Source organism: Streptomyces antibioticus, assembly GCF_002019855.1.
In the GTDB taxonomy this organism is placed as follows: Bacteria; Actinomycetota; Actinomycetes; order Streptomycetales; family Streptomycetaceae; genus Streptomyces; species Streptomyces antibioticus_B.
Genome location: NZ_CM007717.1, coordinates 7,731,032 through 7,756,812, shown reverse-complemented (window position 1 = coordinate 7,756,812; position 25,781 = coordinate 7,731,032). Strand labels below are relative to the sequence as shown.

Annotated in this window: 23 protein-coding genes and 1 riboswitch; of the genes, 9 read left to right on the top strand and 14 right to left on the bottom strand. The window is 72.1% G+C overall.

What is annotated here, in order from left to right:
- Nucleotides 1–25: 25 nt before the first annotated feature.
- The 3 genes from AFM16_RS35025 to AFM16_RS35015 are packed head-to-tail and all read right to left on the bottom strand — an operon-like array spanning nucleotide 26 to nucleotide 3,968.
- Nucleotides 26–2,110, bottom strand: coding sequence for an iron ABC transporter permease (locus tag AFM16_RS35025; RefSeq protein ID WP_078636371.1), 2,085 nt, complete (start codon nucleotides 2,108–2,110; stop codon nucleotides 26–28).
- A gap of 11 nt (nucleotides 2,111–2,121) precedes the next feature.
- The gene (locus AFM16_RS35020; protein WP_078636370.1) at nucleotides 2,122–3,099 is read right to left on the bottom strand and encodes an ABC transporter substrate-binding protein; all 978 of its coding nucleotides are present in this window, start codon (nucleotides 3,097–3,099) and stop codon (nucleotides 2,122–2,124) included.
- Nucleotides 3,096–3,968: an ABC transporter ATP-binding protein gene (locus tag AFM16_RS35015; RefSeq protein ID WP_078636369.1), complete on the bottom strand. Its 873-nt coding sequence runs from the start codon at nucleotides 3,966–3,968 to the stop codon at nucleotides 3,096–3,098. Before AFM16_RS35015 ends, AFM16_RS35020 begins: the two co-directional genes overlap by 4 nt.
- A 72-nt stretch (nucleotides 3,969–4,040) precedes the next feature.
- On the opposite strand from AFM16_RS35015, the gene AFM16_RS35010 reads away from it, so the two are divergent.
- Entirely contained in the window at nucleotides 4,041–4,859 is an 819-nt protein-coding gene (locus tag AFM16_RS35010) for a siderophore-interacting protein (RefSeq protein ID WP_078636368.1), read from the top strand.
- Between the two features lie 518 nt (nucleotides 4,860–5,377).
- Here the strand turns inward: AFM16_RS35010 and AFM16_RS35005 are convergent.
- Nucleotides 5,378–6,094, bottom strand: coding sequence for a GNAT family N-acetyltransferase (locus tag AFM16_RS35005; RefSeq protein ID WP_078636367.1), 717 nt, complete (start codon nucleotides 6,092–6,094; stop codon nucleotides 5,378–5,380).
- A gap of 16 nt (nucleotides 6,095–6,110) precedes the next feature.
- Complete coding sequence (locus AFM16_RS35000) at nucleotides 6,111–6,653, bottom strand: MSMEG_1061 family FMN-dependent PPOX-type flavoprotein (RefSeq protein WP_030783017.1); 543 nt, start codon at nucleotides 6,651–6,653, stop codon at nucleotides 6,111–6,113.
- Between the two features lie 94 nt (nucleotides 6,654–6,747).
- On the opposite strand from AFM16_RS35000, the gene AFM16_RS34995 reads away from it, so the two are divergent.
- On the top strand, nucleotides 6,748–9,117 hold the full coding sequence (locus tag AFM16_RS34995) for an FdhF/YdeP family oxidoreductase (protein WP_078636366.1): 2,370 nt from the start codon (nucleotides 6,748–6,750) through the stop codon (nucleotides 9,115–9,117).
- 14 nt (nucleotides 9,118–9,131) lie between these two features.
- Here the strand turns inward: AFM16_RS34995 and bla are convergent, their stop codons facing one another.
- Complete coding sequence (gene bla, locus AFM16_RS34990) at nucleotides 9,132–10,115, bottom strand: class A beta-lactamase (RefSeq protein WP_245177877.1); 984 nt, start codon at nucleotides 10,113–10,115, stop codon at nucleotides 9,132–9,134.
- 126 nt (nucleotides 10,116–10,241) lie between these two features.
- A riboswitch (cobalamin riboswitch) is annotated at nucleotides 10,242–10,466 on the top strand.
- A 153-nt stretch (nucleotides 10,467–10,619) separates the two neighbouring features.
- Between bla and metE the strand changes: the two genes are divergently transcribed.
- Nucleotides 10,620–12,938 (top strand): 5-methyltetrahydropteroyltriglutamate--homocysteine S-methyltransferase, encoded by a 2,319-nt coding sequence (gene metE, locus AFM16_RS34985; protein ID WP_078636365.1) that lies wholly within the window; start codon nucleotides 10,620–10,622, stop codon nucleotides 12,936–12,938.
- 64 nt (nucleotides 12,939–13,002) lie between these two features.
- On the opposite strand, the gene AFM16_RS34980 is transcribed toward metE, so the two are convergent.
- Complete coding sequence (locus AFM16_RS34980; protein ID WP_245177876.1) at nucleotides 13,003–13,668, bottom strand: PASTA domain-containing protein; 666 nt, start codon at nucleotides 13,666–13,668, stop codon at nucleotides 13,003–13,005.
- 105 nt (nucleotides 13,669–13,773) lie between these two features.
- Here AFM16_RS34980 and AFM16_RS34975 point away from each other — a divergent pair, with 105 nt between their 5' ends.
- Nucleotides 13,774–14,109, top strand: a complete 336-nt coding sequence (locus AFM16_RS34975; protein WP_078636364.1) for an antibiotic biosynthesis monooxygenase family protein — start codon at nucleotides 13,774–13,776, stop codon at nucleotides 14,107–14,109.
- A 53-nt stretch (nucleotides 14,110–14,162) separates the two neighbouring features.
- Here the strand turns inward: AFM16_RS34975 and AFM16_RS34970 are convergent, their stop codons facing one another.
- Nucleotides 14,163–15,122, bottom strand: coding sequence for an RNA-binding protein (locus tag AFM16_RS34970; protein WP_245177875.1), 960 nt, complete (start codon nucleotides 15,120–15,122; stop codon nucleotides 14,163–14,165).
- 423 nt (nucleotides 15,123–15,545) lie between these two features.
- Between AFM16_RS34970 and AFM16_RS34965 the strand changes: the two genes are divergently transcribed.
- Both AFM16_RS34965 and AFM16_RS34960 read left to right on the top strand, forming a co-directional pair.
- A complete protein-coding gene (locus tag AFM16_RS34965) occupies nucleotides 15,546–16,139 on the top strand; it encodes a hypothetical protein (protein ID WP_078636362.1) in 594 nt (197 codons plus the stop codon).
- Nucleotides 16,140–16,246: 107 nt separating this feature from the next.
- Complete coding sequence (locus AFM16_RS34960) at nucleotides 16,247–16,831, top strand: hypothetical protein (RefSeq protein WP_245177874.1); 585 nt, start codon at nucleotides 16,247–16,249, stop codon at nucleotides 16,829–16,831.
- A gap of 133 nt (nucleotides 16,832–16,964) precedes the next feature.
- Here the strand turns inward: AFM16_RS34960 and AFM16_RS34955 are convergent, their stop codons facing one another.
- From AFM16_RS34955 to AFM16_RS34945, 3 genes are all read right to left on the bottom strand, one after another.
- The gene (locus tag AFM16_RS34955) at nucleotides 16,965–17,414 is read right to left on the bottom strand and encodes a hypothetical protein (protein ID WP_370628121.1); all 450 of its coding nucleotides are present in this window, start codon (nucleotides 17,412–17,414) and stop codon (nucleotides 16,965–16,967) included.
- 368 nt (nucleotides 17,415–17,782) lie between these two features.
- Complete coding sequence (locus AFM16_RS34950) at nucleotides 17,783–18,499, bottom strand: bleomycin resistance protein (protein WP_078636361.1); 717 nt, start codon at nucleotides 18,497–18,499, stop codon at nucleotides 17,783–17,785.
- Between the two features lie 23 nt (nucleotides 18,500–18,522).
- Complete coding sequence (locus AFM16_RS34945; RefSeq protein WP_078636360.1) at nucleotides 18,523–19,068, bottom strand: GNAT family N-acetyltransferase; 546 nt, start codon at nucleotides 19,066–19,068, stop codon at nucleotides 18,523–18,525.
- Here AFM16_RS34945 and AFM16_RS34940 point away from each other — a divergent pair.
- Both AFM16_RS34940 and AFM16_RS34935 read left to right on the top strand, forming a co-directional pair.
- Entirely contained in the window at nucleotides 19,067–19,654 is a 588-nt protein-coding gene (locus AFM16_RS34940) for a helix-turn-helix domain-containing protein (RefSeq protein ID WP_078636359.1), read from the top strand. The two genes, AFM16_RS34945 and AFM16_RS34940, sit on opposite strands and share 2 nt — an antisense overlap.
- Nucleotides 19,651–20,850 (top strand): MFS transporter, encoded by a 1,200-nt coding sequence (locus tag AFM16_RS34935; protein ID WP_078636358.1) that lies wholly within the window; start codon nucleotides 19,651–19,653, stop codon nucleotides 20,848–20,850. Before AFM16_RS34940 ends, AFM16_RS34935 begins: the two co-directional genes overlap by 4 nt.
- Before the next feature lie 3 nt (nucleotides 20,851–20,853).
- On the opposite strand, the gene AFM16_RS34930 is transcribed toward AFM16_RS34935, so the two are convergent.
- The 3 genes from AFM16_RS34930 to AFM16_RS34920 form a co-directional block, all read right to left on the bottom strand.
- Complete coding sequence (locus tag AFM16_RS34930; RefSeq protein WP_078636357.1) at nucleotides 20,854–21,915, bottom strand: polyprenyl synthetase family protein; 1,062 nt, start codon at nucleotides 21,913–21,915, stop codon at nucleotides 20,854–20,856.
- Entirely contained in the window at nucleotides 21,912–23,600 is a 1,689-nt protein-coding gene (locus AFM16_RS34925; RefSeq protein WP_078636356.1) for a serine/threonine-protein kinase, read from the bottom strand. The genes AFM16_RS34930 and AFM16_RS34925 overlap by 4 nt, the downstream gene beginning before the upstream one ends.
- Before the next feature lie 79 nt (nucleotides 23,601–23,679).
- A complete protein-coding gene (locus AFM16_RS34920; RefSeq protein ID WP_078636355.1) occupies nucleotides 23,680–24,327 on the bottom strand; it encodes a GntR family transcriptional regulator in 648 nt (215 codons plus the stop codon).
- 195 nt (nucleotides 24,328–24,522) lie between these two features.
- Here AFM16_RS34920 and AFM16_RS34915 point away from each other — a divergent pair, with 195 nt between their 5' ends.
- Complete coding sequence (locus tag AFM16_RS34915; RefSeq protein ID WP_078636354.1) at nucleotides 24,523–25,746, top strand: NAD(P)/FAD-dependent oxidoreductase; 1,224 nt, start codon at nucleotides 24,523–24,525, stop codon at nucleotides 25,744–25,746.
- Nucleotides 25,747–25,781 lie beyond the last annotated feature (35 nt).

The window sequence follows — 25,781 nt, the reverse complement described above, 5'->3', positions numbered from 1 at the left end:
ACCATGCCCGCCCGGGGCCGTGGGCTCAGCCCGACACCCCCCGGACCCGCCGCGAGCGCACCAGCAGGTAGAGGAAGTACGGGGTGCCGATGACGGCCGTCATCAGTCCCGCGCCCAGTTGGGCGGGGGCGATCACGGTCCGGCCGACGATGTCCGCGGCGCAGACGAGCACCGCGCCGAGCAGCACCGCGACCGGGACGACCCGGACGTGCCGGCGGCCGACGAGGGCACGGGCGGCGTGCGGGGCGACGAGTCCGACGAAGCCGATGGTGCCCGCGGCGGAGACGGCGGTGGCGCTCAGCAGCACGCTCACCACCAGGAAGCCGAGGCGGGCCGGGGGCAGCCGCAGGCCGAGCAGGCCGGGGGTGTCGTCGTCGAGGGAGACGAGGTCGAGTTCGGTGCGGCGCAGCACGGCCACCGCCAGGCCGAGGGCCAGGGCGCCGGCGACGGGCAGGGCGTCGGGCAGGGTCCGTCCGTAGGTGGAGCCGGACAGCCAGGTGAGCGCCTTGGTCGCGTTGAACGGGTCGGTGAGGACGATGAAGAGGCTGATGAGCGCGGTCGTGGCGGCGGACACGCCGACGCCGACCAGCACCAGCCGGTTCTGTCCGTAGCCGCCCCGGGCGGCGAGTCCGAACACGAGGACGGCGGTGACGGCCGCGCCCGCGAACGCGGCGCCCGCGATGGTCCAGGAGCCGGCGGAGTCGACGGTCGTGACGAGCAGGACCGCGCCGAGCGCGGCGCCGCCGGACACGCCGAGGATCCCGGGCTCGGCGAGCGGGTTGCGGGTGACGGCCTGGACGAGGGTGCCGGACAGGGCCAGGGCCGCGCCGGCGAGCAGGGCGGCGAGGACACGGGGCACCCGGGTGTCGAGGACGAAGGAGACGGACTGCACGGCCCGGCCCTGCGCCCAGTTGACGACGTCGCCGAAGAGCAGTTTGGTGTCGCCGAGCAGTACTCCGGCGACGATCGCCCCGATCAGCGCGGCGACGAGGATCGCCACGGTGAGGAGGAATCCGGCGCGGCTCGGGATGCGCAGCCGTTCCGGCGCGGTCGCGGCGGCGGTGTCGCGGACCCGCAGGGCCATGCCGACGAGGAACACCGCGCCGAGGATGCTGGTGACGACGCCGGTGGGCACGGCGACGGCGGTGTCGGCGGGGACGGTCGCGCGCAGCACGACGTCGGCGCCGAGGACGAGTCCGGCGCCGGTCAGTCCGGCCAGTGGCAGGAAGGCGCGGACGCGGACGAAGGGCCGGATCCGGCGGGCGAGCGGGCGGACCAGGGCGGGTGCGCACAGGCCGACGAAGCCGACGGGTCCGGCGAGGGTGACGGCCGCCGCCGAGAGCAGCGAGGCGAGCACGACGACGGTGATCCGGGTGCGCCGGACGGGGACGCCGAGTCCGCGGGCGGCCTCGTCGCCGAGGGCGAGGGCGTCCACGCGGCGGGCGACGAGGAGCAGTCCGGCCACTCCGGCGAGGGCCACCGGCGCCATCTGCGCGATGCCGTCGAAGCCGTTCTGGCTGATGCTGCCCTGGTTCCACTGGTAGAGGCCGTGGGTCTGCTCGGGGAACAGCAGGAGCAGTCCCTCGGTGACGGAGGACAGTCCGAGGGTCAGGGCGCTGCCCGCGAGGACGAGCCGGACGGTACCGGCGCCCAGTCCGGACAGGACCAGGACGACGGCCGCCGCGGCGAGTCCGCCGACGAAGGCGACGCCGGAGGAGGCCAGCAGCGGCAGGGAGACGCCGGTGACGGTGAGCACGCCGAGCGCCAGGTACGAGCCGGCGTTGACGGCGAGGGTGTCGGGGGCGGCGAGGACGTTGCGGCTGACGGCCTGGAGGGCGGCGCCGGCGATGCCGAGGGCGGCGCCGACCAGGAGGCCCGCGGTCATCCGGGGCAGCCGGGAGGCGATCACGACGGAGGCGTCGGCGGGGTCGGCCCGGCCGGTGAGTGCCTTGAGCACCTCGGCCGGGCCGACGGAGGCCGTCCCCTGGGTGATGTCGACGACCGCCAGGGCGGTGACGAGCAGGACGAGTACGGCCGTCACCGCGGCCGCGCCCGTCCGGGAGGCCGTCGCCGTGGGGCCGGTGACGGGAGCCGTTGCGGTGACGGTCATGCGCTCGTCCGTTACTTCGTCAGGGCGCCGACGACGGCGTCGATGTACGCCTCCATCGACTTCGGGCCGCCGAACATCCAGATGCCGTCGGCGAGCTGGTGCACATTGCCCTTCTTGACGAACGGCAGGCCCTTCCAGACGGAGTTCTTGGCGAGGTCGTCCTTGAAGGGGTCGGTGCCCTCGCTCTTGTTGCCGATGTAGGCGAACTCGACGTCGCCGAGCTTGCTGAGGCCCTCGACGTCGGTGGCGCCGAGGCCGTAGTCCTTGTCGCCCTCCAGCGTCCAGGCGTTCTTCAGACCGAGGGCGGTGTTGACGTTCCCGATCAGCGAACCGCCGGTGTAGGGGCGGATGGAGACCTGGTTGGAGACGACGTAGCCGTCGGCGAAGGCGATCTCGCGGCCGGCGAGGCCCGCGTCGGTGAGCGCCTTCTTGCCCTCGGCGACCTTCGCCTCGAAGGCCGTCTTCAGCTCCTTCGCCTTGTCGGTGGTGCCGGTGGCCTCGGCGATGAGGTCGAGGTTGCCCTCCATCCGGGCGATCTGGTCCGCGGAGTCGGCGGAGTCGATCGTCAGCACCGGGGCTATCTCGCGGAGCTGCTTGATGGCGGCGGCCGGCAGATCGGTGTTGGCGACGATCAGGTCCGGGGAGAGCGAGGCGACGGTGTCCATGCTGGGCTCGCCGCGGGTGCCGATGTCCTTGGGGGAGCCGGTCAGCGGGGCGGAGGCGTCCCAGGCCGTGTAGCCCTTGACGTCGGCGACACCGACGGGCTGCACACCGAGGGAGACCAGGTGCTCCACGACGTCCCACTCGGTGCCGACGACCTTCTTCGCGGGCCCGTCGAGCTTCACCTCGGTGCCGTTGGCGTCGGTCAGGGTGATGCCCTTGGCGTCGGCGGACGCGGAGGAGGTGGCGGCGGGCTCGGTGGTGCCGCAGCCGGCCAGCACGACGGCCGCGGCGGAGGCGGCGGCGAGGGTGATGAGGCGTCTGTTCATGGGGTGTTGCTGAGCCTTTCGGTGCGGGCGTGGTGACGGCCGATCGCGCGGGTGCGCAGCCGTCCGGTGGAGGGGTCGGTGTCGACGTCGATACGGATGCCGTACGTGTCGGTGAGGCGGTCCGCGGTCAGGACGTCCTCGGGCGGGCCGTCGGCGACGATCCGGCCCGCGTGCAGCAGGGCGATCCGGTCGGCGACGGCGGCGGCCTGGTCCAGGTCGTGCAGGACGACGCCGACGGCGATGCCGTGGTCGTCCGCCAGGTCCCGGATCAGGTCGAGCAGTTCGACCTGGTAGCGCAGGTCGAGGTAGGTGGTGGGTTCGTCCAGGAGCAGGACGCCGGTCTCCTGGGCGAGGCAGCCGGCCAGCCAGACGCGCTGGAGCTGGCCGCCGGAGAGGTATTCGGCGCCCCGGTCGGCGAGGGCGGTGAGGTCGGTCATGGCCACGGCGCGGGCGACGGCCGCGGCGGCGTCCGGGTCGTCGCGGCCCCAGCGTCCGCGGTAGGGGTAGCGCCCGAACTCGACGACGTCCCGCACGGTCAGACCGCTCGGGGTGGGGCGGCCCTGGGTGAGGAGCGCGACCTGTCGGGCGAAGGCGCGGGCGGTGAGGGCGAGGCCGTCGGCGGTGCCGCCGTCCTCGGTGCCGAGGGTGAGCGTGGCGGTGCGGGCGCGCTGGAGCCGGGCCAGGGTGCGCAGGAGCGTGGACTTGCCGCTGCCGTTGGGTCCGACCAGGGCGGTCACCTCTCCGGGCCGGAGGGCGAGCGCGGCGTCGTGGACGACGTCCGTGCCGTCGTACGACACGGTCACGTCCCGGGCGGTCAGCTCGTGACCGCGCCTGCGGGGCGCTTTGGTTGCTTCTTCACCAGAACTCACGAGCGAAGGTTAGCCTAACCTTATTAGCCCTGAATCCCGGGGCCCTACTTAACTTAGGCTACCCTTCCTCGCATGGCGAAGATCCACCGGCTCATGCCGCAGAACCCCCGCATGTTCCGTGCCGAGGCCGTCCGCTCCGAGCGCCTCTCCCCGTCCCTGCACCGGGTGACCGTCGCGGGCCCCGACCTGGCCTCGTTCACCTGGCTGGGTTACGACCACTGGTTCCGCCTGTTCCTCCAGCTCCCCCATCAACAGCGGCTGCGCCTGCCGGAGTTCACCGGGTCCCGGTGGTGGCAGCCCTACCTCGCCATCCCCGAGGACGAGCGGCCGCACTGCTCGAACTACACCGTGGCCGGGTTCCGGCCCGAGGCGGCGGAGATGGACATCGACTTCGTCGTGCACACCGGGCCGAGCGGTGAGCTGGAGGGCCGCGCCGCGATCTGGGCCTGCGCGGCCCGCCCCGGCGACGCGCTCGCCCTCCTCGACCAGGGCCTGCTGTTCGACTGCCCCGAGGACGCGACCGAGGTGCTCATCGCGGCCGACGAGACGGGCCTGCCCGCCACCACCAACATCCTGCGCTCGCTGCCGCCGGGGACGGTGGGCCGGCTGATCCAGGAGGTGCCGACGGCCGGGGACCGGCGGGTCCTCGCCGCACCGGCCGGGATGAGCGTGACCTGGGTCGTCCGCGAGGACCACACCACGGTCCCCGGGACCGCCGCCCTGGCCGAACTCCGCCGCCTCACCCATGCCGACCCGGCCGGATACGCCTTCGTGGTCGGCGAATCCACCCTCGCCACGGAGGGCCGCCGCCACCTCCACCGAGCGGGCCTCCCGAAGAACCGGATCACGTTCTCGGGCTTCTGGCGCCACGAGGCGTCGGAGGCGGCGTGACGGGCTGCGGCACGGGCGCCGCACGGGGCCGATCGCCCGCCGGGCGCTCGGGGCCGGGTGCGTGTGCGTGTACCAGATCGTCACGACACCGGTAGGCCGGGCGCACCGTACGGCCACCGGGTCGCCAGGGAAGGACGGGGGCTGTGAACGGCGTCGGGTGGCCCCGAACGGCAGACCCACTACCGGCGCCGGACCGCGACGGCGCGAGCCCCTCACGGCGGGGAAACGGCCACCGGGCCGACCGGGAGCGGCGGGGGCTGTGAACGGCGTCGCGTCGACCCCGAACTGCGGGGCCTGTGGCCGGCGTTGAGTCACTTGGGAACGGCGGGGCCGTTGCCGGCGCCGGACCGCGACGGCGCGAGCCCCTCACGGCGGGGGAACGGCCGCCGGGTCGCCCGGGAACGGCGACGGCTGTGAACGGCGTCGCGTCGACCCCGAACTGCGCGGCCTGTGGCCGGAGTTGAGTCGCCCGGAAACGGCGGGGCTGTGAACGGTGTCGGTAGGGCCGTCTGCGCCGACTAGGCGATCTCGACGCTCAGTTGGAAGCCCAGTTCCGCGAAGCCCAGGGAGGCGGCGACCCGTCGGGAGGCGGCGCGTCGTGCCCGCCACTGCGGCAGCAGCCCGGCGGCGAGGGCGTGGGCGACCGCCGCCGAGCCCGTCACCCGCGCCAGCCCTCGCCCCCGCGCCGCGGGCGCGGTCAGGACGCAGACATGAGCCGCCCGGCCGGGCCAGGTCCGGTAACCGGCGGCGGCCACCACCTGCCCGTGCTCACGGATCACGAACGCAGGCGACGTGATGTCGCCCAGCGCCGCCTCACCGGCGTCCTCGTCGCCCGCCGACTCCTCCAGCCTCAGCAACTCCGGGTGACCGCACGGGACTTGCCCCATCGACAGCGCGCCCGGCTCCACCGGAAGGAAACCCTCGCGGGCCACGTACGCCAGCGCCGCCGGGCCGAGCCTCCTCGCGCCGGGCAGTACATCCCCGACGGCGGTGGGATCCGCGACGGCCGCCACCGGGAGTCGCGCCAGCCCCTCATGAACGATCGCCGCGGTGCGCTCGGTCGGCGCGGTCACGATCGCCGATCCGCCCAGGGCCACCACCCCGACCCAGCCGGCCGGGCACAGCCCCGATTCCGGGGAGACCGCCACCTCCGCACCGCCTGCCTGCGGGAACGACACCGGCACCCGGGCCAGGCCCTCCCACAGCCCACGCGCTCTGACCAGCAACGCATCCATCAGCCTGGTCCCCCGATCACTCCCCCGGCCACGACGCGGGGTCCCACAGGGACGCGCGGCGCAGCGACTGCGGGCAGTGCAGGAAGATCTCGTCGATCTCCAGGAGCACCGCGAGCTGCGGGCGGCGGCCGCGGTCGGCGAGGGCGTCGAAGAAGGGGGCGTCCGTCAGGATGCGGGCCCGGCCGTTGACGCGGAGTACTTCCTTGCCGCCGGGGACGAGGTAGAGCAGGCCCGCGTGCGGGTTCTCCAGGATGTTGTGGAGGCTGTCGGCCCTGCGATTGCCCGGCCGGTCCGGCAGGGCGAGCGTCGAGGGGCCGACGACGTGCGTGAAGCCGGGCCCGTCGCCGCGCGGCGAGACGTCGCAGTTGCCGCGGCTGTCGGAGGTCGCGAGGAGACAGAACGGCGAGCGGGCGACGATGTCCCGGTCGGCGTCGGTGAGATGCCGGTGCACCTTGTCGATCACGATGGGGTGCGGCTCCCCCAGCAGTTCGCGCAGTTCCGCCGCCGAGCCCAGTTCGACGTATCCGTTCGCCGGTGACAGCGCCGCCGTATCGATCATCTGGGACAAGCCGACTCCCGGGAGAACTGAAAGGAATACCAGCACACTATCCGATCTTAGGTTCGCCTAACCTAAGCGCGACCGCCGGTGCGACATGGCGGGACCGGACCCCCCCGGCATAGCCTGGGACGACGGCGACGAAGGGGTGAGCGCGGTGAACGCCTCCGACCAGGGCCGGCAGCGGCGGGGACCCCAGGTGGGTCCGACCCCCGCGGGCGAGCCGGACTTCCATCCGTACCACCACCCGGCCGCGGGCTGGGGGGCCGCGAAGAGCGTGAGCAAGGTCCTGGTGCGCGAGCACGCCCTGCTCGACGGCCCCCGCGCGATCATGCGGATGAACCACGAGGGCGACGGCTTCGACTGTCCCGGCTGCGCCTGGCCGGACGACACCAAGGGGCTGCACCTCGACATCTGCGAGAACGGCATCAAACACGTCACGTGGGAGATGACCGGCAAGCGGGTCGACCGGACGTTCTTCGCCGAGCACTCCGTCACGGAGCTGTCCGGCTGGAGCGACTTCGCCCTGGAGGACCAGGGCCGGCTGACCGAACCGATGGTCTACGACCCGGAGTCGGACCACTACGTCCCGACCACCTGGCACGACGCGTTCGAACTGGTCGGCCGCACCCTGCGCTCGCTCGACGACCCGAACCAGGCGTCCTTCTACACCTCGGGCCGCCTCGGCAACGAGGCCACCTTCCTCTACCAGTTGATGGTCCGCGAACTCGGCACGAACAACCTGCCGGACTGCTCCAACATGTGCCACGAGGCGAGCGGCCGCGCTCTCGACGCGTCCCTGGGCACCGGAAAGGGCACCGTCGACCTCAAGGACTGGGAGAGCACGGACGCGTTGTTCATCATGGGCGTCAACGCGGCCTCGAACGCGCCCAGGATGCTCACCGCGCTCGCCGAGGCGTACCACCGGGGCGCCCAGATCGTGCACATCAACCCCCTGGTGGAGGCGGCCGCCACCCGCACGATCGTGCCGCACGACTTCCTGGACATGGCCCTGTTCAAGACGACGAGGACGAGCACGTTCAACATCCAGCCGCGCATCGGCGGCGACATGGCCCTGCTGCGCGGCATGGCCAAGGCAGTCCTCGAACAGGCGAAGACCGATCCGAAGGCGCTGGACCAGGAGTTCATCGAGCGGCACACGGCGTACTTCGACGCCTACCGGACGGTGTGCGAGGACACCTCCTGGGAGGAGATCGAACGGCAGTCCGGCGTCAGCCGGGCGGACATCCTGCACGCGGCGCAGGTGTACCGGGAGGCCGACCGCAGCATCATCAGCTGGTGCCTGGGCGTCAGCCAGCACGAGCACGGCGTCGACACCGTACGCGAGATCGTCAACCTCCTTCTGCTGCGCGGCAATCTGGGCCGCGAGGGCGCGGGACCCTCCCCGGTGCGCGGGCACAGCAACGTCCAGGGCAACCGCACCTGCGGCATCGACCACCGGCCCGGTACGGAGTTCCTGGACCGGCTGGCCGAGGTGTGCGGGATCGACCCGCCGCGCAAGCACGGCCTCGACACCGTCAACACCATCCAGGCGATGCACCGCGGCGACGTGAAGGTGTTCGTCGGCATGGGCGGCAACTTCGCGCTCGCCGCGCCCGACACCCCGTACACCTATGAGGCGCTGCGCTCCTGCGAGTTGACCGCGCAGGTCAGCACCACGCTGAACCGCAGCCATCTGGTCCACGGCCGGCAGGCGGTCATCCTGCCGTGTCTGGGCCGGACCGAGAAGGACCACCAACGCGGCGGCATCCAGGCCACCTCGGTCGAGGACTCGATGAGCATGGTCCATCTGTCGGTGGGCATGAAGCGCCCCGCCTCCAAGCATCTGCTCTCCGAGCCCGCCATCATCGCCGGCATGGCCCGCGCCGCCCTCCCGGACAGCGGCACGCCCTGGGACTGGTACGTCGAGGACTACGACCGTATCCGCGACACCATGGCCCAGGTCCTGGACGGCTTCGAGGACTGCAACCGCCGGGTGCGGCTGCCGCTCGGCTTCCGTATCAAGCAGCCGGCGCGCGAACTGGTCTTCCGCACGCCGTCGGGCCTCGCCGAGTTCTCCGCGGCCCCGCTGCCCGACGTCGTCCCCGAACCCGGCACCCTCGCCCTGGGCACGATGCGCTCCCACGACCAGTGGAACACCACGATCTACTCCGACAACGACCGCTATCGGGGCGTCAAGAACCTCCGCACGCTCGTCTTCATGAACAAGGACGACATGCGGGACCGCGCCATCGCCGAGTTCGACCCGGTCGACATCGTCAGCACCGCCAAGGACGGCAGCGAACGCCGCCTCGACGGCTACCTGGCCATCCCGTACGACATCCCGCGGGGCTGCGCGGCCGGTTACATGCCGGAGATGAACGTGCTGTGCGCGATCAGCGACTACAGCGAGCAGAGCGACCAGCCGCTGATGAAGCACCTGAAGGTGACGATCACCCGGTCCTGACGGCCGGCCTGCTCTCAGGTCAGCGCGTCCGCCACCAGTGCGGCGGCCCGGGCAACGAGTTGATTGTCCGTGGGACCCTCGGGGGCGTACTTGGTCGACAGCACGGACAGCACGATCGGCGGCCGACCGGGGGGCCATACGACCCCCACGTCGTTGGCGACGCCGTACGCCGCGCCTCCCCCGGTCTTGTCCGCGAGCGTCCAGTCGGCGGGCAGACCGGCCCTGAAGCGGGCGGTGTTGGTGGTGTTGGCGACCAGCCAGCCCGTCAGCAGCTCACGGTCCGCGCGCGGCAGGACCCCGCCGAGCAGGAGCCGTGCGTAGGTCCTGCCGATGGCGCGGGGGCTGGTGATGTCGGTCCGGCGCCACGGTTCCGCCGTGTTCAGCTCGGGCTCCCACCGGTCGAGCCGGGTCGTCGGGTCGCCGAGCGAGCGGGCGAACCGGGTGATCGCGGTCGGTCCGCCCAGCTCGCGCAGGAGCAGATTGCCCGCGCCGTTGTCGCTGTGCGAGACGGTGGCGGCGCACAGTTCGGCGACGGTCATCCCGGCGGCCACGTTCTCGTCGGTGCCCGTGATCGGCGCGTACCCGGAGGCGGTGACGTACTCCTCGGTGTAGCGGATCCGGCGGGCGAGGTACTCCCCGTCGCGGTCGAGATCCCTTAACACGGCTGCCGCGGCGAGGGTCTTGAACACCGAGCACAGCGGGAACCGCTCGTTCGCGCGGTACGCCAGCGTCCGTCCGGTGGCCGTGTCGTGGGCGTAGACGCCGAGGCGGGCCGCGTACCGGCGTTCGAGGGCGTGGAAGCGCCGGCCGAGGCGTGTTCCGGCGGTCGTCGAGGCGTGCGCGGCGGTCGTGTCGGTCGTGTCGGTCGTGGAGGCTTGTGCGGAACCCGGCAGGGCGGTGGCGAGGGCCGCTCCGGCGCCGAGGGTGAGTGCCGCGCGGCGGCCGTGGCGTGCCATCGGGGCCGCCTGGGCCGCCGGGATCGGGTCGTTCCGGTCCATGGTGTCCGTCCTCGTGTCGTCGTGATCTTCCTGTCGTCGGGAGGGACGCCCGGGGCGGGTGGGTCGGTTTCGTCCGGTCGGGGGCACGCGGCGGCCGGGGGTTTCACGCGGACGACGGCACCGCGTAGGGTGGCCCGCGTAGCTGGTTCGCCCCGTCCGCCAGGCGGGAGCGTCGTAAGAGGGAACCCGGTGGGAATCCGGGACTGCCCCGCAGCGGTGAGTGGGAACGACCGCCGTCATACGCACTGGGCCCGACGAACAGGGTCTGGGAAGCGACGGCCAGTAGGTGACCTCCGACGGCCGGAGGACGCGCCCACGAGTCCGAAGACCTGCCAACTGCCCGTGCGTGAAGCACTCACGCGCGGACATCCCGGTGACCTCGAGGGCGGGTCGGCGCACACATCGTACGGACGGCCGTGGGCCGCTGCCGTACGGTCTGTCACCCCTTCGCGCTCTCGTCCCGTCGCCGGGATCTCAGGGATCAGTCTCGCGAAGGAGATCTCCGTGACCACCAAGCCCGCAGCCGCGGCAGCACGGGCCACCGTGTACGGCTACCCCCGTCAGGGGCAGAGCCGGGAACTGAAGAAGGCGATCGAGGGCCACTGGAAGGGCCGCGTCACCGCCGACTTCCTCCGGGAGACCGCCGCCGGACTCCGCCGGAGCAACTGGCGGCAGCTCGCCGCCGCCGGCGTCGACGAGGTCCCGACGGGGGACTTCTCGTACTACGACCACGTCCTCGACACGACCGTGATGGTGGGCGCGATCCCCGAACGGCACCGCGCCGCCGTCGAAGCGGACGCGCTGGGCGGCTACTTCGCGATGGCCCGCGGCACCCAGGACGTGGCGCCGCTGGAGATGACCAAGTGGTTCGACACCAACTACCACTATCTGGTGCCCGAGTTGGGCCCGGACACGGTCTTCACGGCCGACTCCGCCAAGCAGGTCGCCGAGTTGGAGGAGGCCCATGCCCTCGGGCTCACGGCCAGGCCGGTTCTCGTCGGTCCCGTCACCTATCTGCTGCTGTCGAAGCCCGCACCCGGTGTGCCGGCGGACTTCGACCCGCTGACCCTCCTGGACCGGCTGCTGCCCGTGTACGCCGAGGTCCTCGCCGATCTGCGTGCCGCCGGGGCCGGTTGGGTGCAGCTCGACGAACCGGCCCTGGTGCAGGACCGCACCCCGGCCGAACTCAACGCCGCGGCCCGCGCCTACCGCGACCTCGGCGCCCTCACCGACCGTCCGAAACTGCTCGTGGCCTCCTACTTCGACCGGCTCGGCGAGGCCCTGCCCGTGCTGGCCAAGGCCCCGGTGGAGGGGCTGGCGCTGGACTTCACCGAGCGGGCGGCCGCCAACCTGGACGCACTGGCCGCCGTCGGCGGGCTGCCCGGGAAGCGGCTGGTCGCCGGTGTGGTGAACGGCCGCAACATCTGGGTCAACGACCTCTCCGCGTCGCTCACCACGCTGGGTACGTTGCTCGGTCTGGCCGACCGGGTCGACGTGGCCGCGTCCTGCTCCCTGCTCCATGTGCCGCTCGACGCCGCCGCCGAGCGGGACATCGACCCGCAGATCCTGCGCTGGCTGGCCTTCGCCCGTCAGAAGACCGCGGAGGTCGTCACCCTCGCCAAGGGCCTCACCCGCGGCACCGGCGCCATCGCGGCCCAACTCGCCGCCAACAAGGTCGACTTGGCCTCCCGCGCAAACTCCCCGATCACCCGTGACCCGGCGGTCCGGGCCCGCGCCGAGGCCGTCACCGACGCGGACACCCGCCGCGCCCAGCCCTACCCCGAACGCGCCACGGCCCAACGCGCCCACCTGGGCCTGCCGTTGCTGCCGACCACCACCATCGGCTCCTTCCCGCAGACCGCCGAACTGCGCACCGCACGCGCCGATCTGCGCGCCGGACGCATCGACACGGGGGCCTACGAGGAGCGCATCAGGACGGAGATCCAGGAGGTGCTGGCCTTCCAGGAGAAGGCCGGTCTCGACGTCCTCGTGCACGGCGAGCCCGAACGCAACGACATGGTCCAGTACTTCGCCGAACAGCTCACCGGCTATCTGGCCACGCAGCACGGCTGGGTCCAGTCCTACGGCACCCGTTACGTCCGTCCGCCGATCCTCGCCGGGGACATTTCCCGCCCCGAGCCGATGACCGTGCGCTGGACGGCCTACGCCCAGTCCCTCGCCTCACGCCCCGTCAAGGGCATGCTCACCGGGCCGGTCACCATGCTCGCCTGGTCCTTCGTCCGCGACGACCAGCCCCTCGGCGATACCGCCCGGCAGGTCGCCCTCGCGCTGCGCGACGAGGTCAACGACCTCGAGACGGCCGGGACTTCGGTCATCCAGGTCGACGAGCCCGCCCTGCGCGAGACGCTGCCCCTGCGGGCGGCCGACCACACGGCGTACCTGGCCTGGGCCACCGAGGCGTTCCGTCTCACCACGGCCGGGGTGCGCCCGGACACCCAGATCCACACCCACATGTGCTACGCCGAGTTCGGCGACATCGTCCAGGCCATCGACGACCTCGACGCGGACGTCATCAGCCTCGAAGCGGCCCGCTCCCATATGCAGGTCGCCCGCGAACTCGCCGCCCACGGCTATCCGCGCGAGGCGGGCCCGGGTGTCTACGACATCCACTCCCCGCGGGTGCCGAGCGCGGAGGAGGCGGCAGATCTGCTGCGCACGGGGTTGCGGGCCATCCCCGCCGAACGTCTCTGGGTCAACCCCGACTGCGGCCTCAAGACCCGCGCCTGGCCGGAAACCCGCACGTCCCTGGAGAACCTGGTCACGGCGGCCCGCACGGTCCGCGCGGAACTGAACGGTTCCTGATCCTCACGGCCGATTGACGGGGCCGGCCGGGGGCAGGCGTGCGACGCGCCTCGCCTCCGGCCGGTCAGGGGCAGGACTCGCCGAACTTCACGGCCGTGAACTCCACGGGCTGCCCGTTCAGTTCGGCACCGGCCTTCGGGCTCTGGGTGCAGACCTGCCAGTTCGACTCCAGGAACACGAACCGGTCGTCGGCGGACGCGTCCTCCACGGTGATCGAGGTGCCGGAGTCGAGCGCCGCGCGGGCGACCTTCACGGACTTGCCCTTGAAGTCGGGCATCGTCCCGTCGGCCTTCGCGGGAGCGGTCCGGTCCTTGGCGGGGCAGGTCTCGTCCAGCTTGACCGCGCCGAAGTCGAGTTCGGTGTCCGTCGCCACGGTCCGGCCGGCGGCGACGCTCTGCGAGCAGACCTTCCAGTTCCGGTCGAACGCCTGCATCCGGCCGCGGCCGAGGGCGTCGTGCGAGGTCAGACTGTAGAAGCCGACCTCCTGAGCGGCGTCCTGGGCGGACTGGAGCCCCATACCGACGAACCGCGGAACGGCGTGCTTCTCGACATCGCCCTTGCCGTCAGGACCGGCGCTGGCCGGGGACGTGGCGGTACGCGAAGCACTGGGAGTCGCCGAACCGACGGCGTCGCCGCCCTTGCCGCTCTCCTTGTCGTCCAGGGCCGACCCGATACCGCCGATGACGAGGACTCCCGCCACGATTCCGCCGATGACCTTCCAGTTGGCCATGTCCGCCCCTCTTGGTGATGCTGCGCAAACTGCGATGGTCCCACGAACACGTCCGAAGGTGGCCCGGTGCGTCGCGCCGATGTGGGGTGCGTGCAGGATGGGTCCATGAGCGTAGTCAAGATCAACGTACTGACCGTCCCGGCGGAACAGCGGGAGACCCTGGAGAAGCGGTTCGCCGCACGCGCCCACGCCGTCGAGAACTCGGACGGCTTCGAGTGGTTCGAGCTGCTCCGCCCGGTCGAGGGCACGGACACCTACCTCGTCTACACACGCTGGCGCGACGAGGAGTCGTTCCAGGCGTGGTTGGAGGGCCCGATGAAGGCGGCCCACCGCGGCGGCGGCGCGTCAGACGGCGAACGCCCACAGCCGGCGGCCTCGGCCTCCACCCTGTGGTCCTTCGAGGTCGTCCAACAGGCGGCCCCGAAGCCCGCCGAGCAGTAGCCCGGCCCCGGCCGGCGGCGGCGCTCTCCGGACTGCCGCCGCCCGGCCACGGCTCAGCTCCGCCAACGGGCCCGCACCACACCGTCGCCGTCGGGCAGAACGGCGGTGAGAAGGGGGACGCGTTCGTCGGCGTAAACGGACAGAAGCGTCGCGGCGGTGGCGGCGGACATCCGCACGGCCAGCTCGGCGAACCCGCTCTCGTCGACGACCGCGTTCCTGATCCGCCCGTCCGGCTCCTGCCAGACACCTTCCACGAGACCGTCGGCGGGAAGGCCGGCGAGGACAGCGGTGACATCGGTGGACAGGTCGGGCCAGAGGGCCAGACACGCGCGGGGAACGAGCCCGGCCCGCACCGCGTCGACGGTTTCGGGGGTCAGCCGGTGCCAGCGTTCGGCACCCGCGACGAACGTCTCCTCCAACAGCCCGGCCTCGCCGTCGGCGACCGCCCGGTGTACGCGGGCCCAGAACTCGTCGTCCGCAGGAACCTGGACGCGTCCGTCCTCCTCCTCTTCCACGGCGTACGGGGATGCCGCGCACCGTTCCGCGAACAGTCCGAGCGCGGCGGTGCGCGTCACCGCCTCCTCGCAGGGCCGGTCGCTGCCGACGTAGAGGTACTGGTCCCAGCCGACGTGCACCGCGAACACGTCCGCCACCTCCAGGCGGCACCAGACCCCCGCGTCGCGCAGCATGAACCGGACCATCTCCAGGCCGGTTCCGAGCGGCACTTCGGCGCCGTCGTGGAGGCTGGTGAGGCCGTCCGGGAAGAGGGCGTCGAGGCCGAAGCCGGGCAGCGCCGGTTCTCCGCCGAAGTGTGCGAGTGACGGCACCTGCGGCTCGCGCACGGCGAGGCGGCCGACGCCCGTCTCCGCGGCGAACGCCTCGACCGCCCGGAGGTAGGCCGCCTCGACGGCGCCATGGTCGCTCGCCGTGCTCTCGGTGCCGGTGTAGTGCCCGTGTTCGTCACGGTCGGCGGGGTCGTACTTCGTGACGCGGTAGACGTGGGGAAGGTGCACGGCCGTCATCCTCCTCGGTGGGGCCGGGCGGCGCACCCCTGAATGTGCTTGTTCGGGCTTGCGAGCGCGCTCTGGCGTGCCGGTGTGGATCTCGAGGATCGGAGGAGATCGCCGGGGTCGTGTTCCCCGCGTCGTACACCGCGGCCGTTCTGCACACCGGACACGACCTGCAAGAACTCACCGGCGGAGCCTATGTGGGCACCCACCCCGCCTGGGACCTGTTGCGCGGCATCGGCGTCATCGACTCCAAGGACACGGACACCTCAAGGACGCACTGCGACACGGCCGGCGGCCCACCGCGGAACTGTCGGGTTGCTCGAAATAGCGGGCAACAATCGCGGCGCCAGCGAGCATGGGGCGTGTCGCGCCGCCAACTCCGGTCGGTCTGGTCGCCCTTCAACGGGCGTCCGGAGACGGGGGAGAATGCAGCACATGGATGACGCGTTCACACTCCTTCGGCAGGCCGCCGATCTGCTGCCGCAGGACGCGGCGGCAGAGAACGGACAGACGGTCGGGGATGTGCGCGAGGACATCGTGCGCCAGGAGTGGGAGATGGTGCTCGGCGTTCTCATCGAGATCGGGGATGTCCACCCCGTGTCCGCTGATTTCTGGGAACTCCTCGCCGAGGCCGCTCGCCAGATGATGCTCGACCGCAGCCTGCGTTGGTGCGAGTGGCGGGGCTGGGAAGTTCGACACGGCACCGTCCGGGCCACCCTGAGCCTGGTGGGTGCGGAGGAGGGCCGACGCCGGACTGCCTTTGCCGCGGACGGGCGGCTCCGGCCTATGTGGGACATCGGCAACCGCACCGCTGGCGAGGAGCGAGAACTGCACATCGCCCGGTTGTGGGTGGAGTATGCGCAGGAGCTCGGCCCGGGAGAGACCGCCGACGTTCGGCTGGCTCCTCTGAGCCCCGAGCTGTGGAGGCACCTGAAGTGCGGCGATGTGATCACCATGTACGAAGCCCGACCTGTTGCCGGAACGGCCACCGTGATCGAGGTCCTGCCACCGCGCGGCTGAGCTCATCTCGCGTCAGGCGGCTCCGCCTGCAGCCGGGTGGTCTTCGAAAACTGTTCGAGCTCAGATGGCGGGACCAGTACTGTCCCGGCGTGATGAGACCGGATGGGATGAAGTTGGGGATCGAAGCAGCGCGCCTTCTCGCCGTTGCGGACTGCTGCGAGATAGCTCCGGGGCTGAGCGAGATCGAGCTCCAGCGTATTGAGCAGGAATACGGCTTTGAATTTGCCGACGACCACCGGGCTTTCCTGGCATCGGGCTTGCCGGTCAGTCAGCCGCCCGAAGAGGGGGACACGTGGGAGAAGCCGTGGCCGGACTGGCGGAACGGCGACCCCAAAGAACTTCGAAAGCGGCTTGAGTGGCCGGTGGAGGGCGTTGTCCTGTCGGTCCGACACGGCTACTGGCATCCGAGCTGGGGGGAACGGCCGGAGAATACCGACGAGGCCCTTCAGCAAGCTCAGGCACTGCTTGCTCAGGTCCCCAAGCTCGTTCCCATCTACGCGCATCGGTTTCTGCCCGCCGGCCATGGCTCCCATAGTCACCCGGTTCTCTCAGTGTGGGGCACCGACATCATGTGTTACGGCACTGACCTGATCGACTACGTCAACCACGAGTTCGACGATTTCGACGCCCACACCCCCGACGACTGGCGCCCGCAGGCGACCGTCCCGTTCTGGCGGGATTTCCTGCACTGAAGCAGACCGGTCCCGCCCGGGGCGGGGCCGGTCTCGCTACCGTGGTCACGTGGTCGAGCCCAGCTACCTTTCAGGTCCGCTGCCCAGGACCGGGCACTGCCGGTCGGCCGCATCGATCGCATCGCCCGCCATGTCACTGAGGTGGAAGCAGTTGCGGGCGAGTGAGTGACAACGACGCAGGTCCGCCCCGGCAGGAGCCGGTGGGCATCTGCCCACGCAGTGCTTCACCGTCGTTCCCGACCAGCAGCCGTTCTCCTTGCGGGTCAAAGCAGATCAGCCCGTACTCGCGCGCCAGCGCGGCGGCGTACTCGGAGACTTCTTCGGCCCTGCCGTAGGACATGAGCAGGTACACGATCGGTCCCGAGGCTTCGTCGATCACCGGAGGAGATGCCCATGGACTGTCACGGCCATCCTCCGGATAGCGCTCGATCAAGGCGTTCACATAGGCATCGATGCGCGGGGAGGGCGGCACAGCCACATCCTCCGATTCGAGGTAGCGCTCGTACAACTCATCGAAGGCCGAGCCCGCCGCATCGTCATCGAGCGGGTGCTCACCGTCCCACACAGCAAGGTCGTAACTCACCACCACATGATCGCAGGGGCGGTGATGGGGCGAGTCGTCACCTCGGGTGCCGGGCTGGCACCGCCCACGCGCGACGGCTTCAACGCCCTGGCCCGAGCGCACAAACCTTGATCGTTTCTTAGTCCGTCGTCGGGTGACGTTGTAGGCCGGTCGGTGGGGTTCGGCGCGTCCGTTCGGGTGGCAATGCGGCGTCGGTGAAGCGGCCGGGACCCGGTCGGCGTTGGGCAGGGCCCATTCCCCACGGACGGAAGGACCTTCCATGCAGCGTGCCACGGTGTTCGCGATCTGTGCCCTCATCACCGCCGCGGCGACCGGTTTCCTCGCCACCACCGCGATCCGGAGCCGCTGAGCAACCGGCCCCGGCGGTCTCATCGTTCAGCGGCCTCGTCCTGGAGGTCCGCCAAGCGCCGCAGAATATCCCGGGCTTCGGTGCGTTCGGTGGCCGTGAGGTCGACGGTCAGTGCGCGGTCGAGCATCGCCCTCATCGTCGTATCGTCCCCGAGACGGGCCGCCATGTCCGCGCGCAGAGTGAGGAGTTGGAGGAGTTGCACGGGCGTCGGCCGCTCGTCCGTGAGGGACAGCACCCGGTCGACGACCTTCGCGGCGGCGGCCGGGTCCTCCTTCGAGTCGGCGAGCAGCGACGCGTGGTGGAGGGCGCGGGCGAAGGTCTCCTCGGGTGCGGGCCGGTGCCGCTGGTCCTCGCTCGTCGGGCGGCCCACCCGGATGCAGTTGCCCCCGGGGTCGGTCATCAGGAACTGCCGCATCCCGTAGGAGGTGTCCTTCAGCGGGCCGATGCGCGGCAGGCCCCGGGTCGGGATCCTCCCGTAGGCGGTCTTGAGGCCGGCGCGGAAGGCGTCGTAGAGGCCGTCCACGTCATCGGTGACGATGTAGCAGGTGCTCATCGACGTCGAGGGGTCGAAGCTCTTCAGGCCGAAGAACTGAAGCTGGACGGCGCCGCGTTGGACCACCGCGTAGGGGTTGGGGCTGCGCTGGCTGAAGGTCACCTCGAAGCCGAGGGCGGTGTAGAAGTCGAGCACCGGCGGAAGCGTGCGGCACGGCAGGATCGGAATCGTCTGCTCTCCCATCCCCCCACTCTAGTCAACTTTGACTAAAGCGACAGGCGCATCAGCGTCAGATCGAGCCACCGACCGAACTTCGTACCGACCTCGGGGATCACCCCTACGACCCGGAAGCCGAACCGTTCGTGCAGCCGGACGGACGCCTCGTTCCCGGACTCGATGCCCGCGATCATGACGTGATGACCGGCCGCGCGCGCCGCGTCGACCAGCACGGCCATCAGCGCCGAGCCGACACCGAGCCCGTGCCGGCCCTCGCGGACGTAGACCGAGTTCTCGACGGTGTGGCGATAGCCGTCGTACTGCCGCCACGGGCCGTACACCGCGAATCCGACGACCTCGCCGCCCGCCTCGGCCACGAACGCGGAGCCGCGCTCCAGATGAGCGGCGAGCCACAGCACGCCCTCGGCGGGAGTCTGCGGGGTCTCCGTCCACAGGGCCGTCGAGTGCTCGATCGCGTGGTTGCGGATGGCGAGGATCGCCGCCCCGTCGTCGGCGCGAGCCGGGCGTACCGCCACCGTCGCCTTCACCGTCCCCGCCTTCCGGCCGTCCCGCGACCTCTCGTATATTGGATTCATGTCCAACATAGTAGATCCCCTGGTCGGGCAGATCGCCGCGCGGGTCCGGACGGAGCGGGAGCGGCGGCGGTGGACCCTGGCGCGGCTGGCGGAGATCTCCGGGGTCTCGCAGGCCATGATCAGCCGGATCGAGCGCGGGGAGAGCAGCCCCACCGCCGTCGTGCTCGGCAAGCTGTCCGCCGCGTTCCAGCTCAGCGTCTCCTCACTGATGGCCCTCGCCGAGGGCACGCCGAGCGGGCAGGCGGAGACCGGGGTGCGCCGCCGCGCCGACACGGCCGAGTGGCGCGACCCCGCCACCGGTTACCGGCGGCGCCAGATCACCGGCCCGCGTTTCCCCGCCGAGATCGCCGAGGTGCTGCTGCCGCCGGGCGCCCGGGTGCCGTACCCGGCGGCCGCCTTCGCCTTCGTACGGCAGACCGTGTGGGTGCTCGACGGACACCTCACCTTCCACGAGGGCGACACGGTCCACACCCTCGGCGCCGGGGACACCATCGAGCTGGGCGAACCGGTGCCGTGCACCTTCGTCAACGACAGCGACACCGACTGCCGTTACGCCGTCGTCCTCGTCCGGGGCGAGCGGCCGTGACCCGGGAGGCGGCGGACCGGGGCCGTACGCTGCTGCTGGCGGCCGTCGCCGGTACGGCCATCGCGAACAACTACGCCGTCCAGCCCGCGCTCACCGATGTCGCCGACCAGCTCGGCGTGCCGTCCTCCGTGATCGGGCTCGTGCCCACCGCCGCGCTCGTCGGCTGCACCGCCGGCTTCGCCCTGCTGCTGCCGCTCGTCGACCGGGTCGCGCCCCGACGCCTGATCGCGGGGCAACTGGCCGTGCTGGCAGCGGCGTTGGTGCTGGCCGCGTCGGCTCCCGGGGCGGGCGTGCTCCTGGCCGCCTATCTGGTCATCGGCGCGACGGCCGGGGTCGCGGCCCAGGCGGGCGGCATCGCGGGCCGCCACGCCCCACCCGGTCGCCGCGCCACCGCCGTGGCCACGGTCGCCGCCGGCATGTCCGCCGGAATCCTGCTCAGCCGGCTCGTCGGCGGCGCCCTCGCGGACGCCCTCGGCTGGCGGCGGATGCTGCTCGTCTTCGCCACGCTCGCCCTGCTGGGCGCGGTCGCCACCGTACGGCTCCTGCCCGCGCGGCGGCCGTCCGCCGACCGCGGCTACCTCGCCACGCTCGGATCGCTCCCGCTCCTGCTGCGCCAACACCCTTTGCTGCGGCGGGCGGTGGTCTGCGGCGGCCTGTGGTATTTCGCGTTCAACCTCGTCTGGGTCTCGCTCGCCCTCGCGCTCGGCCGGCCGCCCCACGCGCTGAGCGCCACCGCCATCGGGCTGTACAGCCTGGCCGGGCTCCTGGGGTTCGCCGTGCTTCCGCTGACCGGTCGGCTCACCGACCGCCACGCGCCCGGCACCGTCATCGCGGCGAGCATGCTGGCCGCGGCCGCGGGCACGGTACTGCTGGCCACGGGCCTCGGCACCCCGGCGGTCACCGCCCTGGGGCTCGCGCTCTTCGACGCCGGCTGCTTCGCCGCGCAGGCGGCCAACCAGAGCCGTGTCCTCGCCCTCGATCCAGCGCGCGGCGGCAGCCTCAGCAGCGTCTATCTGGTGCTGTACTTCGTCGTCGGCGCCCTGGGTACGGCGCTCGCCGCGCCCCTGCTCGACGCGGTCGGCTGGCGGGGCACGACGGCCGTGGCGCTGGCCGCGCTGGTGGCCGCCGCGGCCGTGGGGCGGCGGGTCCACGACCGCCGGGAGCGGAACCGCGCTCCGGTCGCGGCGGTGAGGTGACGCTCAGTGGGCCCGTTCCACGCTCCACCACGGCAGCCGTTCGAAGAACTCCACCGCCTCGGCCCGCCGGCGGGGACGCCAGGCCGCGGCCTCCTCGGACGCCTGTTCCGCGTGGCGGCGCATATCGGAGACCAGCCGGTCCGCCACCCCGCGCGCGAGCCCGATCTCCCGTACCGCGGCGACGGTCTCCGCCGTGCAGGCGGGGTCGCCGAGCGCCGACTCGACCAGGGCGCGCTCCGCCCCGGTGACGGCCGACAGCAGGGCGGAGACGGCGTAACTCCGTTTCCCGTCCCGGATGTCGGTGCCGGTCGGCTTGCCCGTCACGGCCTCGTCCCCGAAGAGGTCGAGGTAGTCGTCCCTCAACTGGCCGCAGATGCCGACCAGTCGGGCGTACCGGCGCAGTGCCGGGGCGTGACGGTCCGGCTGTTCACCGGCGGCCAGCAGGCCGAGCTGGAGGGGTGCGAGCAGTGAGTAGCGGGCGGACTTGTAGTCGGAGACGGCGTGCAGGACGTCCTCCGTCGGCGCCTCGGGGGTCACGTCGCGTTCCAGGTCGATGATCTGGCCGACGAAGGTGTCCGTCGCGGCGCGGGTCTGCACCTCGGCCATCGCCTGGCGCACGCCGAGGGGCGCCTCGGAGTCGAGCAGCACGCGCAGGGAAAGGGCCAGCGCGAGGTCACCGGCGAGGACGGTGAGGCCGAGCGCCGTCCGGGGGCGTTCGGGGAACCTGTCCCGGTAGGCGTAGTAGGTGGAAGGACCGCCGCGCCGACGGGGGCTGTCGTCGATGAGGTCGTCGTGGATCAGGCCGTGTGTCTGGAGCAGTTCGACGCTCAGCGCCGCGTCGTCCAGCCCCGCCACCGGCTCGTCGGTGACCAGACGCGCCGCCTCGTGGACGAGCACGACCCGGATCCGCTTGCCGCCGCGCAGCGACAACTCCCTCACCAGGTCCAGGCATTCGGGGGCGAAGGTGCTGAACTCCGGTGCGTCGAAGGTGGATCGCAGGGTGTCGAAGTACGCCTCGAAGAGCGCGTTGAAACGGCGCTCGTGCCCGGCGAGCCGCTCTCTCATGTCTCCCGCCAGATCGTCATGTCCGCCGTGATGAAGCTGATCCCGGGGGTGTCCCACAGGGCCGTCGACTTCACCTGGATCACGAGCAGCGCGATGGCGCCGGAGGGGTGCTTGACGCAGATCTCGCTGCCGGCCGCCACCGCGGCCAGCGGGAGGGACCCCGGGTCGGGGTTCTTCCCGGTCAGGGCGACGCGGCAGGTGTCGAGGCCGGCGCCGGGCTTGTCGGTGTAGAGCAGGCGGATCTCGCTGGTGTCGCTCTCCAGCGCGCAGCCGACCTGTTTGCAGTGGAAGCGGATGTCTCCCTTGCGGTTCTCGCGTCGGAGAGGCTCCTCGAAGGACAGGGAGGTCTTCTCGTCCAGCCACTGCTGAACGTGCGCCTCCGGCCGTGGTGTCCCGGCGGCCGCCGAGGGAGAGTCCGGCTCGTCCCCGGACCCGCCTTCGGCACCGGCACCCTCGGAGCCGGTCTCGGAATCCGCCCCCGCCCCCGCCCCCGCCCCCGCCGCCGATGCCGACGGCCCTCCGGAACTCTTGGGTCCCGGCGTCGAGGACCCGGACGCGGCGGCCTCCCGTTCGCGGATCCGGTCCGCCGCCTCCAGGACGGTCCACGTCAGACCGCCGAGCACCAGCGCGCCCGTGGTCACCAGGGCCGTGACCAGCGCGGCCCGCCGTCTGCGGGACCGGCGCACGTCGTCCGCGGCAGGCTGCGGCCGTGCCACCTGCAAGGGCCCCGGCTGAGGCGGCCCCGCGAGGAGCGGCGGCGTGTGCACCGGCGTGGGGGCCGGGACCGGCGCCGGAACCGGCACCTCGGGTCCGGTGATCTCGCGCCAGACGGCCGGTCCGCCGCCCGCGTCGGCGTCCCGGCCGAGCCGTTGCCGACACCAGTCGACGACCTCCGCGAGGTCGGCGCGTTCGGCGGGGTCCCGGGCCAGGCATCGCGCGATCAGCGGGCGGAGCTGCTCGGGCAGCAGGGCCAGATCGGGTTCCGAGTGCACGATCCGGTACAGGACGCCGACCGAGGGGCCGTCCCCGTACAGCGGCTCCCCCAGCGCCGCGAACGCCGCCGTCTGGCCGAGCGCGAAGACGTCGGTGGCCGTGGTGACCGCGCCCGCGGTGGCCTGCTCGGGGGCCATGAACTGCGGGGTGCCGACGGCGGTGCCGGTGGCCGTGTGGGCGGTGAGGCCGGCGGCCAGCGAGATGCCGAAGTCGATCACGCGCGGGCCGTCGGAGGCCAGCAGGACGTTGGACGGCTTGAGGTCCCGGTGGACGATCCCCTCGGCGTGGACGGCCTGGAGCGCCTCGGCCACCCCCGCCACCAGCCACAGCACCGCGGGCACGGGCAGCGGGCCGCGCCGTCCGACGGCCTCCGCGAGGGAGGGGCCGGGGACGTAGACCGTGGCCAGCCAGGGCGGTACGGCGTCCGGATCGGCGTCGAGGAGTTCGGCGGTGTAGGCGCCCCGGACCCGTCGGGCGGCCTTGATCTCCCGGCCGAAACGGCGCCGGAAGTCCGGGTCGTCGGCCAGTTCGGGCCGGACCACCTTGAGGGCCACGGGGCGGCCGCCCGGTGTGTGCGAAAGGTAGACGCGTCCCATGCCGCCCGCGCCGAGCCGGGCGGCCAGCCGGTAGCCGGCCACCTCGTGCGGATCGTCCGCCTGGAGTGGCTGGAACACCTCCGTCGCGTTGTTCATCTGCCCCCGTCCCCGTGAACCTCATGATCCGATGAAGTGATCACCACCAGAAGCCTAAAGGGTCTCGGGCGTACGCCCGTCAGGGGCAGAGCCGACGCAGGTCGTAGCCGTAGGTCTCGCCGAGGTGGGCGCGCAGTGTCTCCACGAAACCCGGGCCGTCGTCGTTCCTCAGCCGGGTCACCAGGTCCTCATGCTCGGCGATGACGGCGTCGCTGCGGGCGAGGAGCGTGTTGCCGTAGGCGAAGAGCAGGAAGCGCTGACGGTCGGCGAGCCGGTCGTGGAGCTCGAGCATCACCAGGTTGTCGCCGGCCTCGACGAAGGAGCGGTGGAAGGCGACGGTGAGTTCGGCGAACCGCCGCAGGTCGCCGTCGGCGAGGGCCTGCTTCTGGCGGTCGATGTCGGCGGCCAGCCGGTCGGCGACGGCGAGCCTGCGCCGGGGTGTCGCCCGCTGGACGCCCGTGCCCTCCAGGATCAGCCGGGCGTCGGCGAGGTCGGCGACGGCCTTCTCGCTCATGCCGCGCACCAGCGCGCCCCGCTTGGGATACACCGTGATCCAGCCTTCGTCCTGGAGCCGGGCGAGCGCGGCCCGGACCGGGGTGCGGCTGACGCCGAGGCGGGCGGCGAGACCGGCTTCGCCGAGCATGGTGTCCGCTGCGTGGGTGCCGTTCAGGATGCCCTCGCGGATGGCCGCGTACGCCCGCTCGGAAGCGCTCTCGCTGGTTGACATGCGACCCATCTTCGCCCGTCCGGGGGGCCGCCGTCCCCTGGCTCGAAGCGATCCCTCGGACGGGCGGCGCCATGGGCCCGCGACGGACGGCCGCCTAGGATACAAGTTGCACTCCAGTGGAGTACCAGCGGTGACGGGCGCCCTGCGGCCCCCGAACGACCGTTTCGCGCACACCACATGACGAGGAGTCACACCATGTCCTCCCGCTCCGGCTCCGCCTCACTCGTCCGGCGCCATCGGGTCGTCATCGTCGGCGGCGGCAGCGCCGGTGTCGGCGTCGCCGCCCGATTACGCCGTGCCGGGGTCGAGGACATCGCCCTCGTGGAACCCTCCGGCACCCACTGGTACCAGCCGCTGTGGACCCTGGTGGGCGGCGGCCAGGCCCCGTTGGCCGGCTCGCGGCGCCCGCAGGCGTCGGTCGTGCCGCGCGGGGTGCGCTGGATCCGCCGGGCCGCGACGGCCGTCGACCCCGACGCCCGCACGGTCGCCCTGGAGGACGGCGGGCAACTCGCCTACGACTACCTGGTGTTGGCCGCCGGTCTTCAGCTCGACTGGGACGCGGTGCCCGGTCTCGCCGAGGCGGTCGGGCGGGACCGGGTGAGCAGCAACTACGCGGCCGCCCACGCCCCGCGCACCTGGGAGCTGATCAGGGAACTGCGGTCGGGCACCGCCGTGTTCACCCAGCCGGCCACCCCCGTCAAGTGCGGCGGGGCGCCGCAGAAGATCATGTATCTGGCCGCCGACCACTGGCGGCGGCGCGGGGTCCTGGCCGCGATCCGGGTCGTCTTCGTGCTCCCCGAGAGCGAGTTGTTCCGGGTGAGCCCCTACCGGGAGATCCTGGAGCGGGTGGCCTCCCGCTACGGCGTCGAGGTGCGGTTCCGGTCGGAGATGACGGCCGTGGACGGCGACCGGCGCACGCTCACCGTCACCGACCACCCGCACGGCACGACGGAGGACCTCCCCTACGACCTGCTGCACGCCGTTCCGCCGCAGAGCGCGCCCGACTGGATCAAGGCGGGGCCGCTCGCCGACCCGGCGAGCCCGCAGGGGTTCGTCGCCGCCGACCGGCACACCCTCCGACACCCGGTGTACGACAACGTGTTCGCGCTCGGCGACATCGCGCATCTGCCCACCTCCAAGACCGGCGCGGCCGTGCGCGCGCAGGCGCCGGTGGTCGCGGCGAACCTGGTCGCGGTGATGAACGGCCGTTCCCCGCACCGGCGTTACGACGGATACACGTCCTGCCCGCTGGTCACGGCCCGCGACCGCATGCTGCTCGCCGAGTTCGACTACGAGTTGCGGCCCCGGCCGTCGTTCCCACTGATCGACACCTTCAAGGAACGCCGTGACATGTGGGTGTTCAAGCGGTACGTGCTGCCGCCGCTGTACTGGCACGGCATGCTCACCGGCCGGCTGTGACGTGCCCGGTGGGTTCTCTGTCGGCTCCCTCTGAG

What these genes read in the sequence shown, in the direction of transcription:
- AFM16_RS35025 (WP_078636371.1), bottom strand. Translation starts at nt 2,110, where the DNA reads ATGACCGTCACCGCAACGGCTCCCGTCACCGGCCCCACGGCGACGGCC.
- AFM16_RS35020 (WP_078636370.1), bottom strand. Translation starts at nt 3,099, where the DNA reads ATGAACAGACGCCTCATCACCCTCGCCGCCGCCTCCGCCGCGGCCGTC.
- AFM16_RS35010 (WP_078636368.1), top strand. Translation starts at nt 4,041, where the DNA reads ATGGCGAAGATCCACCGGCTCATGCCGCAGAACCCCCGCATGTTCCGT.
- AFM16_RS35005 (WP_078636367.1), bottom strand. Translation starts at nt 6,094, where the DNA reads ATGGATGCGTTGCTGGTCAGAGCGCGTGGGCTGTGGGAGGGCCTGGCC.
- AFM16_RS35000 (WP_030783017.1), bottom strand. Translation starts at nt 6,653, where the DNA reads ATGATCGATACGGCGGCGCTGTCACCGGCGAACGGATACGTCGAACTG.
- AFM16_RS34995 (WP_078636366.1), top strand. Translation starts at nt 6,748, where the DNA reads ATGGCGGGACCGGACCCCCCCGGCATAGCCTGGGACGACGGCGACGAA.
- bla (WP_245177877.1), bottom strand. Translation starts at nt 10,115, where the DNA reads ATGGACCGGAACGACCCGATCCCGGCGGCCCAGGCGGCCCCGATGGCA.
- AFM16_RS34980 (WP_245177876.1), bottom strand. Translation starts at nt 13,668, where the DNA reads ATGGCCAACTGGAAGGTCATCGGCGGAATCGTGGCGGGAGTCCTCGTC.
- AFM16_RS34975 (WP_078636364.1), top strand. Translation starts at nt 13,774, where the DNA reads ATGAGCGTAGTCAAGATCAACGTACTGACCGTCCCGGCGGAACAGCGG.
- AFM16_RS34965 (WP_078636362.1), top strand. Translation starts at nt 15,546, where the DNA reads ATGCAGCACATGGATGACGCGTTCACACTCCTTCGGCAGGCCGCCGAT.
- AFM16_RS34960 (WP_245177874.1), top strand. Translation starts at nt 16,247, where the DNA reads ATGAAGTTGGGGATCGAAGCAGCGCGCCTTCTCGCCGTTGCGGACTGC.
- AFM16_RS34950 (WP_078636361.1), bottom strand. Translation starts at nt 18,499, where the DNA reads ATGGGAGAGCAGACGATTCCGATCCTGCCGTGCCGCACGCTTCCGCCG.
- AFM16_RS34940 (WP_078636359.1), top strand. Translation starts at nt 19,067, where the DNA reads ATGTCCAACATAGTAGATCCCCTGGTCGGGCAGATCGCCGCGCGGGTC.
- AFM16_RS34945 (WP_078636360.1), bottom strand. Translation starts at nt 19,068, where the DNA reads ATGAATCCAATATACGAGAGGTCGCGGGACGGCCGGAAGGCGGGGACG.
- AFM16_RS34930 (WP_078636357.1), bottom strand. Translation starts at nt 21,915, where the DNA reads ATGAGAGAGCGGCTCGCCGGGCACGAGCGCCGTTTCAACGCGCTCTTC.
- AFM16_RS34925 (WP_078636356.1), bottom strand. Translation starts at nt 23,600, where the DNA reads ATGAACAACGCGACGGAGGTGTTCCAGCCACTCCAGGCGGACGATCCG.
- AFM16_RS34920 (WP_078636355.1), bottom strand. Translation starts at nt 24,327, where the DNA reads ATGTCAACCAGCGAGAGCGCTTCCGAGCGGGCGTACGCGGCCATCCGC.
- AFM16_RS34915 (WP_078636354.1), top strand. Translation starts at nt 24,523, where the DNA reads ATGTCCTCCCGCTCCGGCTCCGCCTCACTCGTCCGGCGCCATCGGGTC.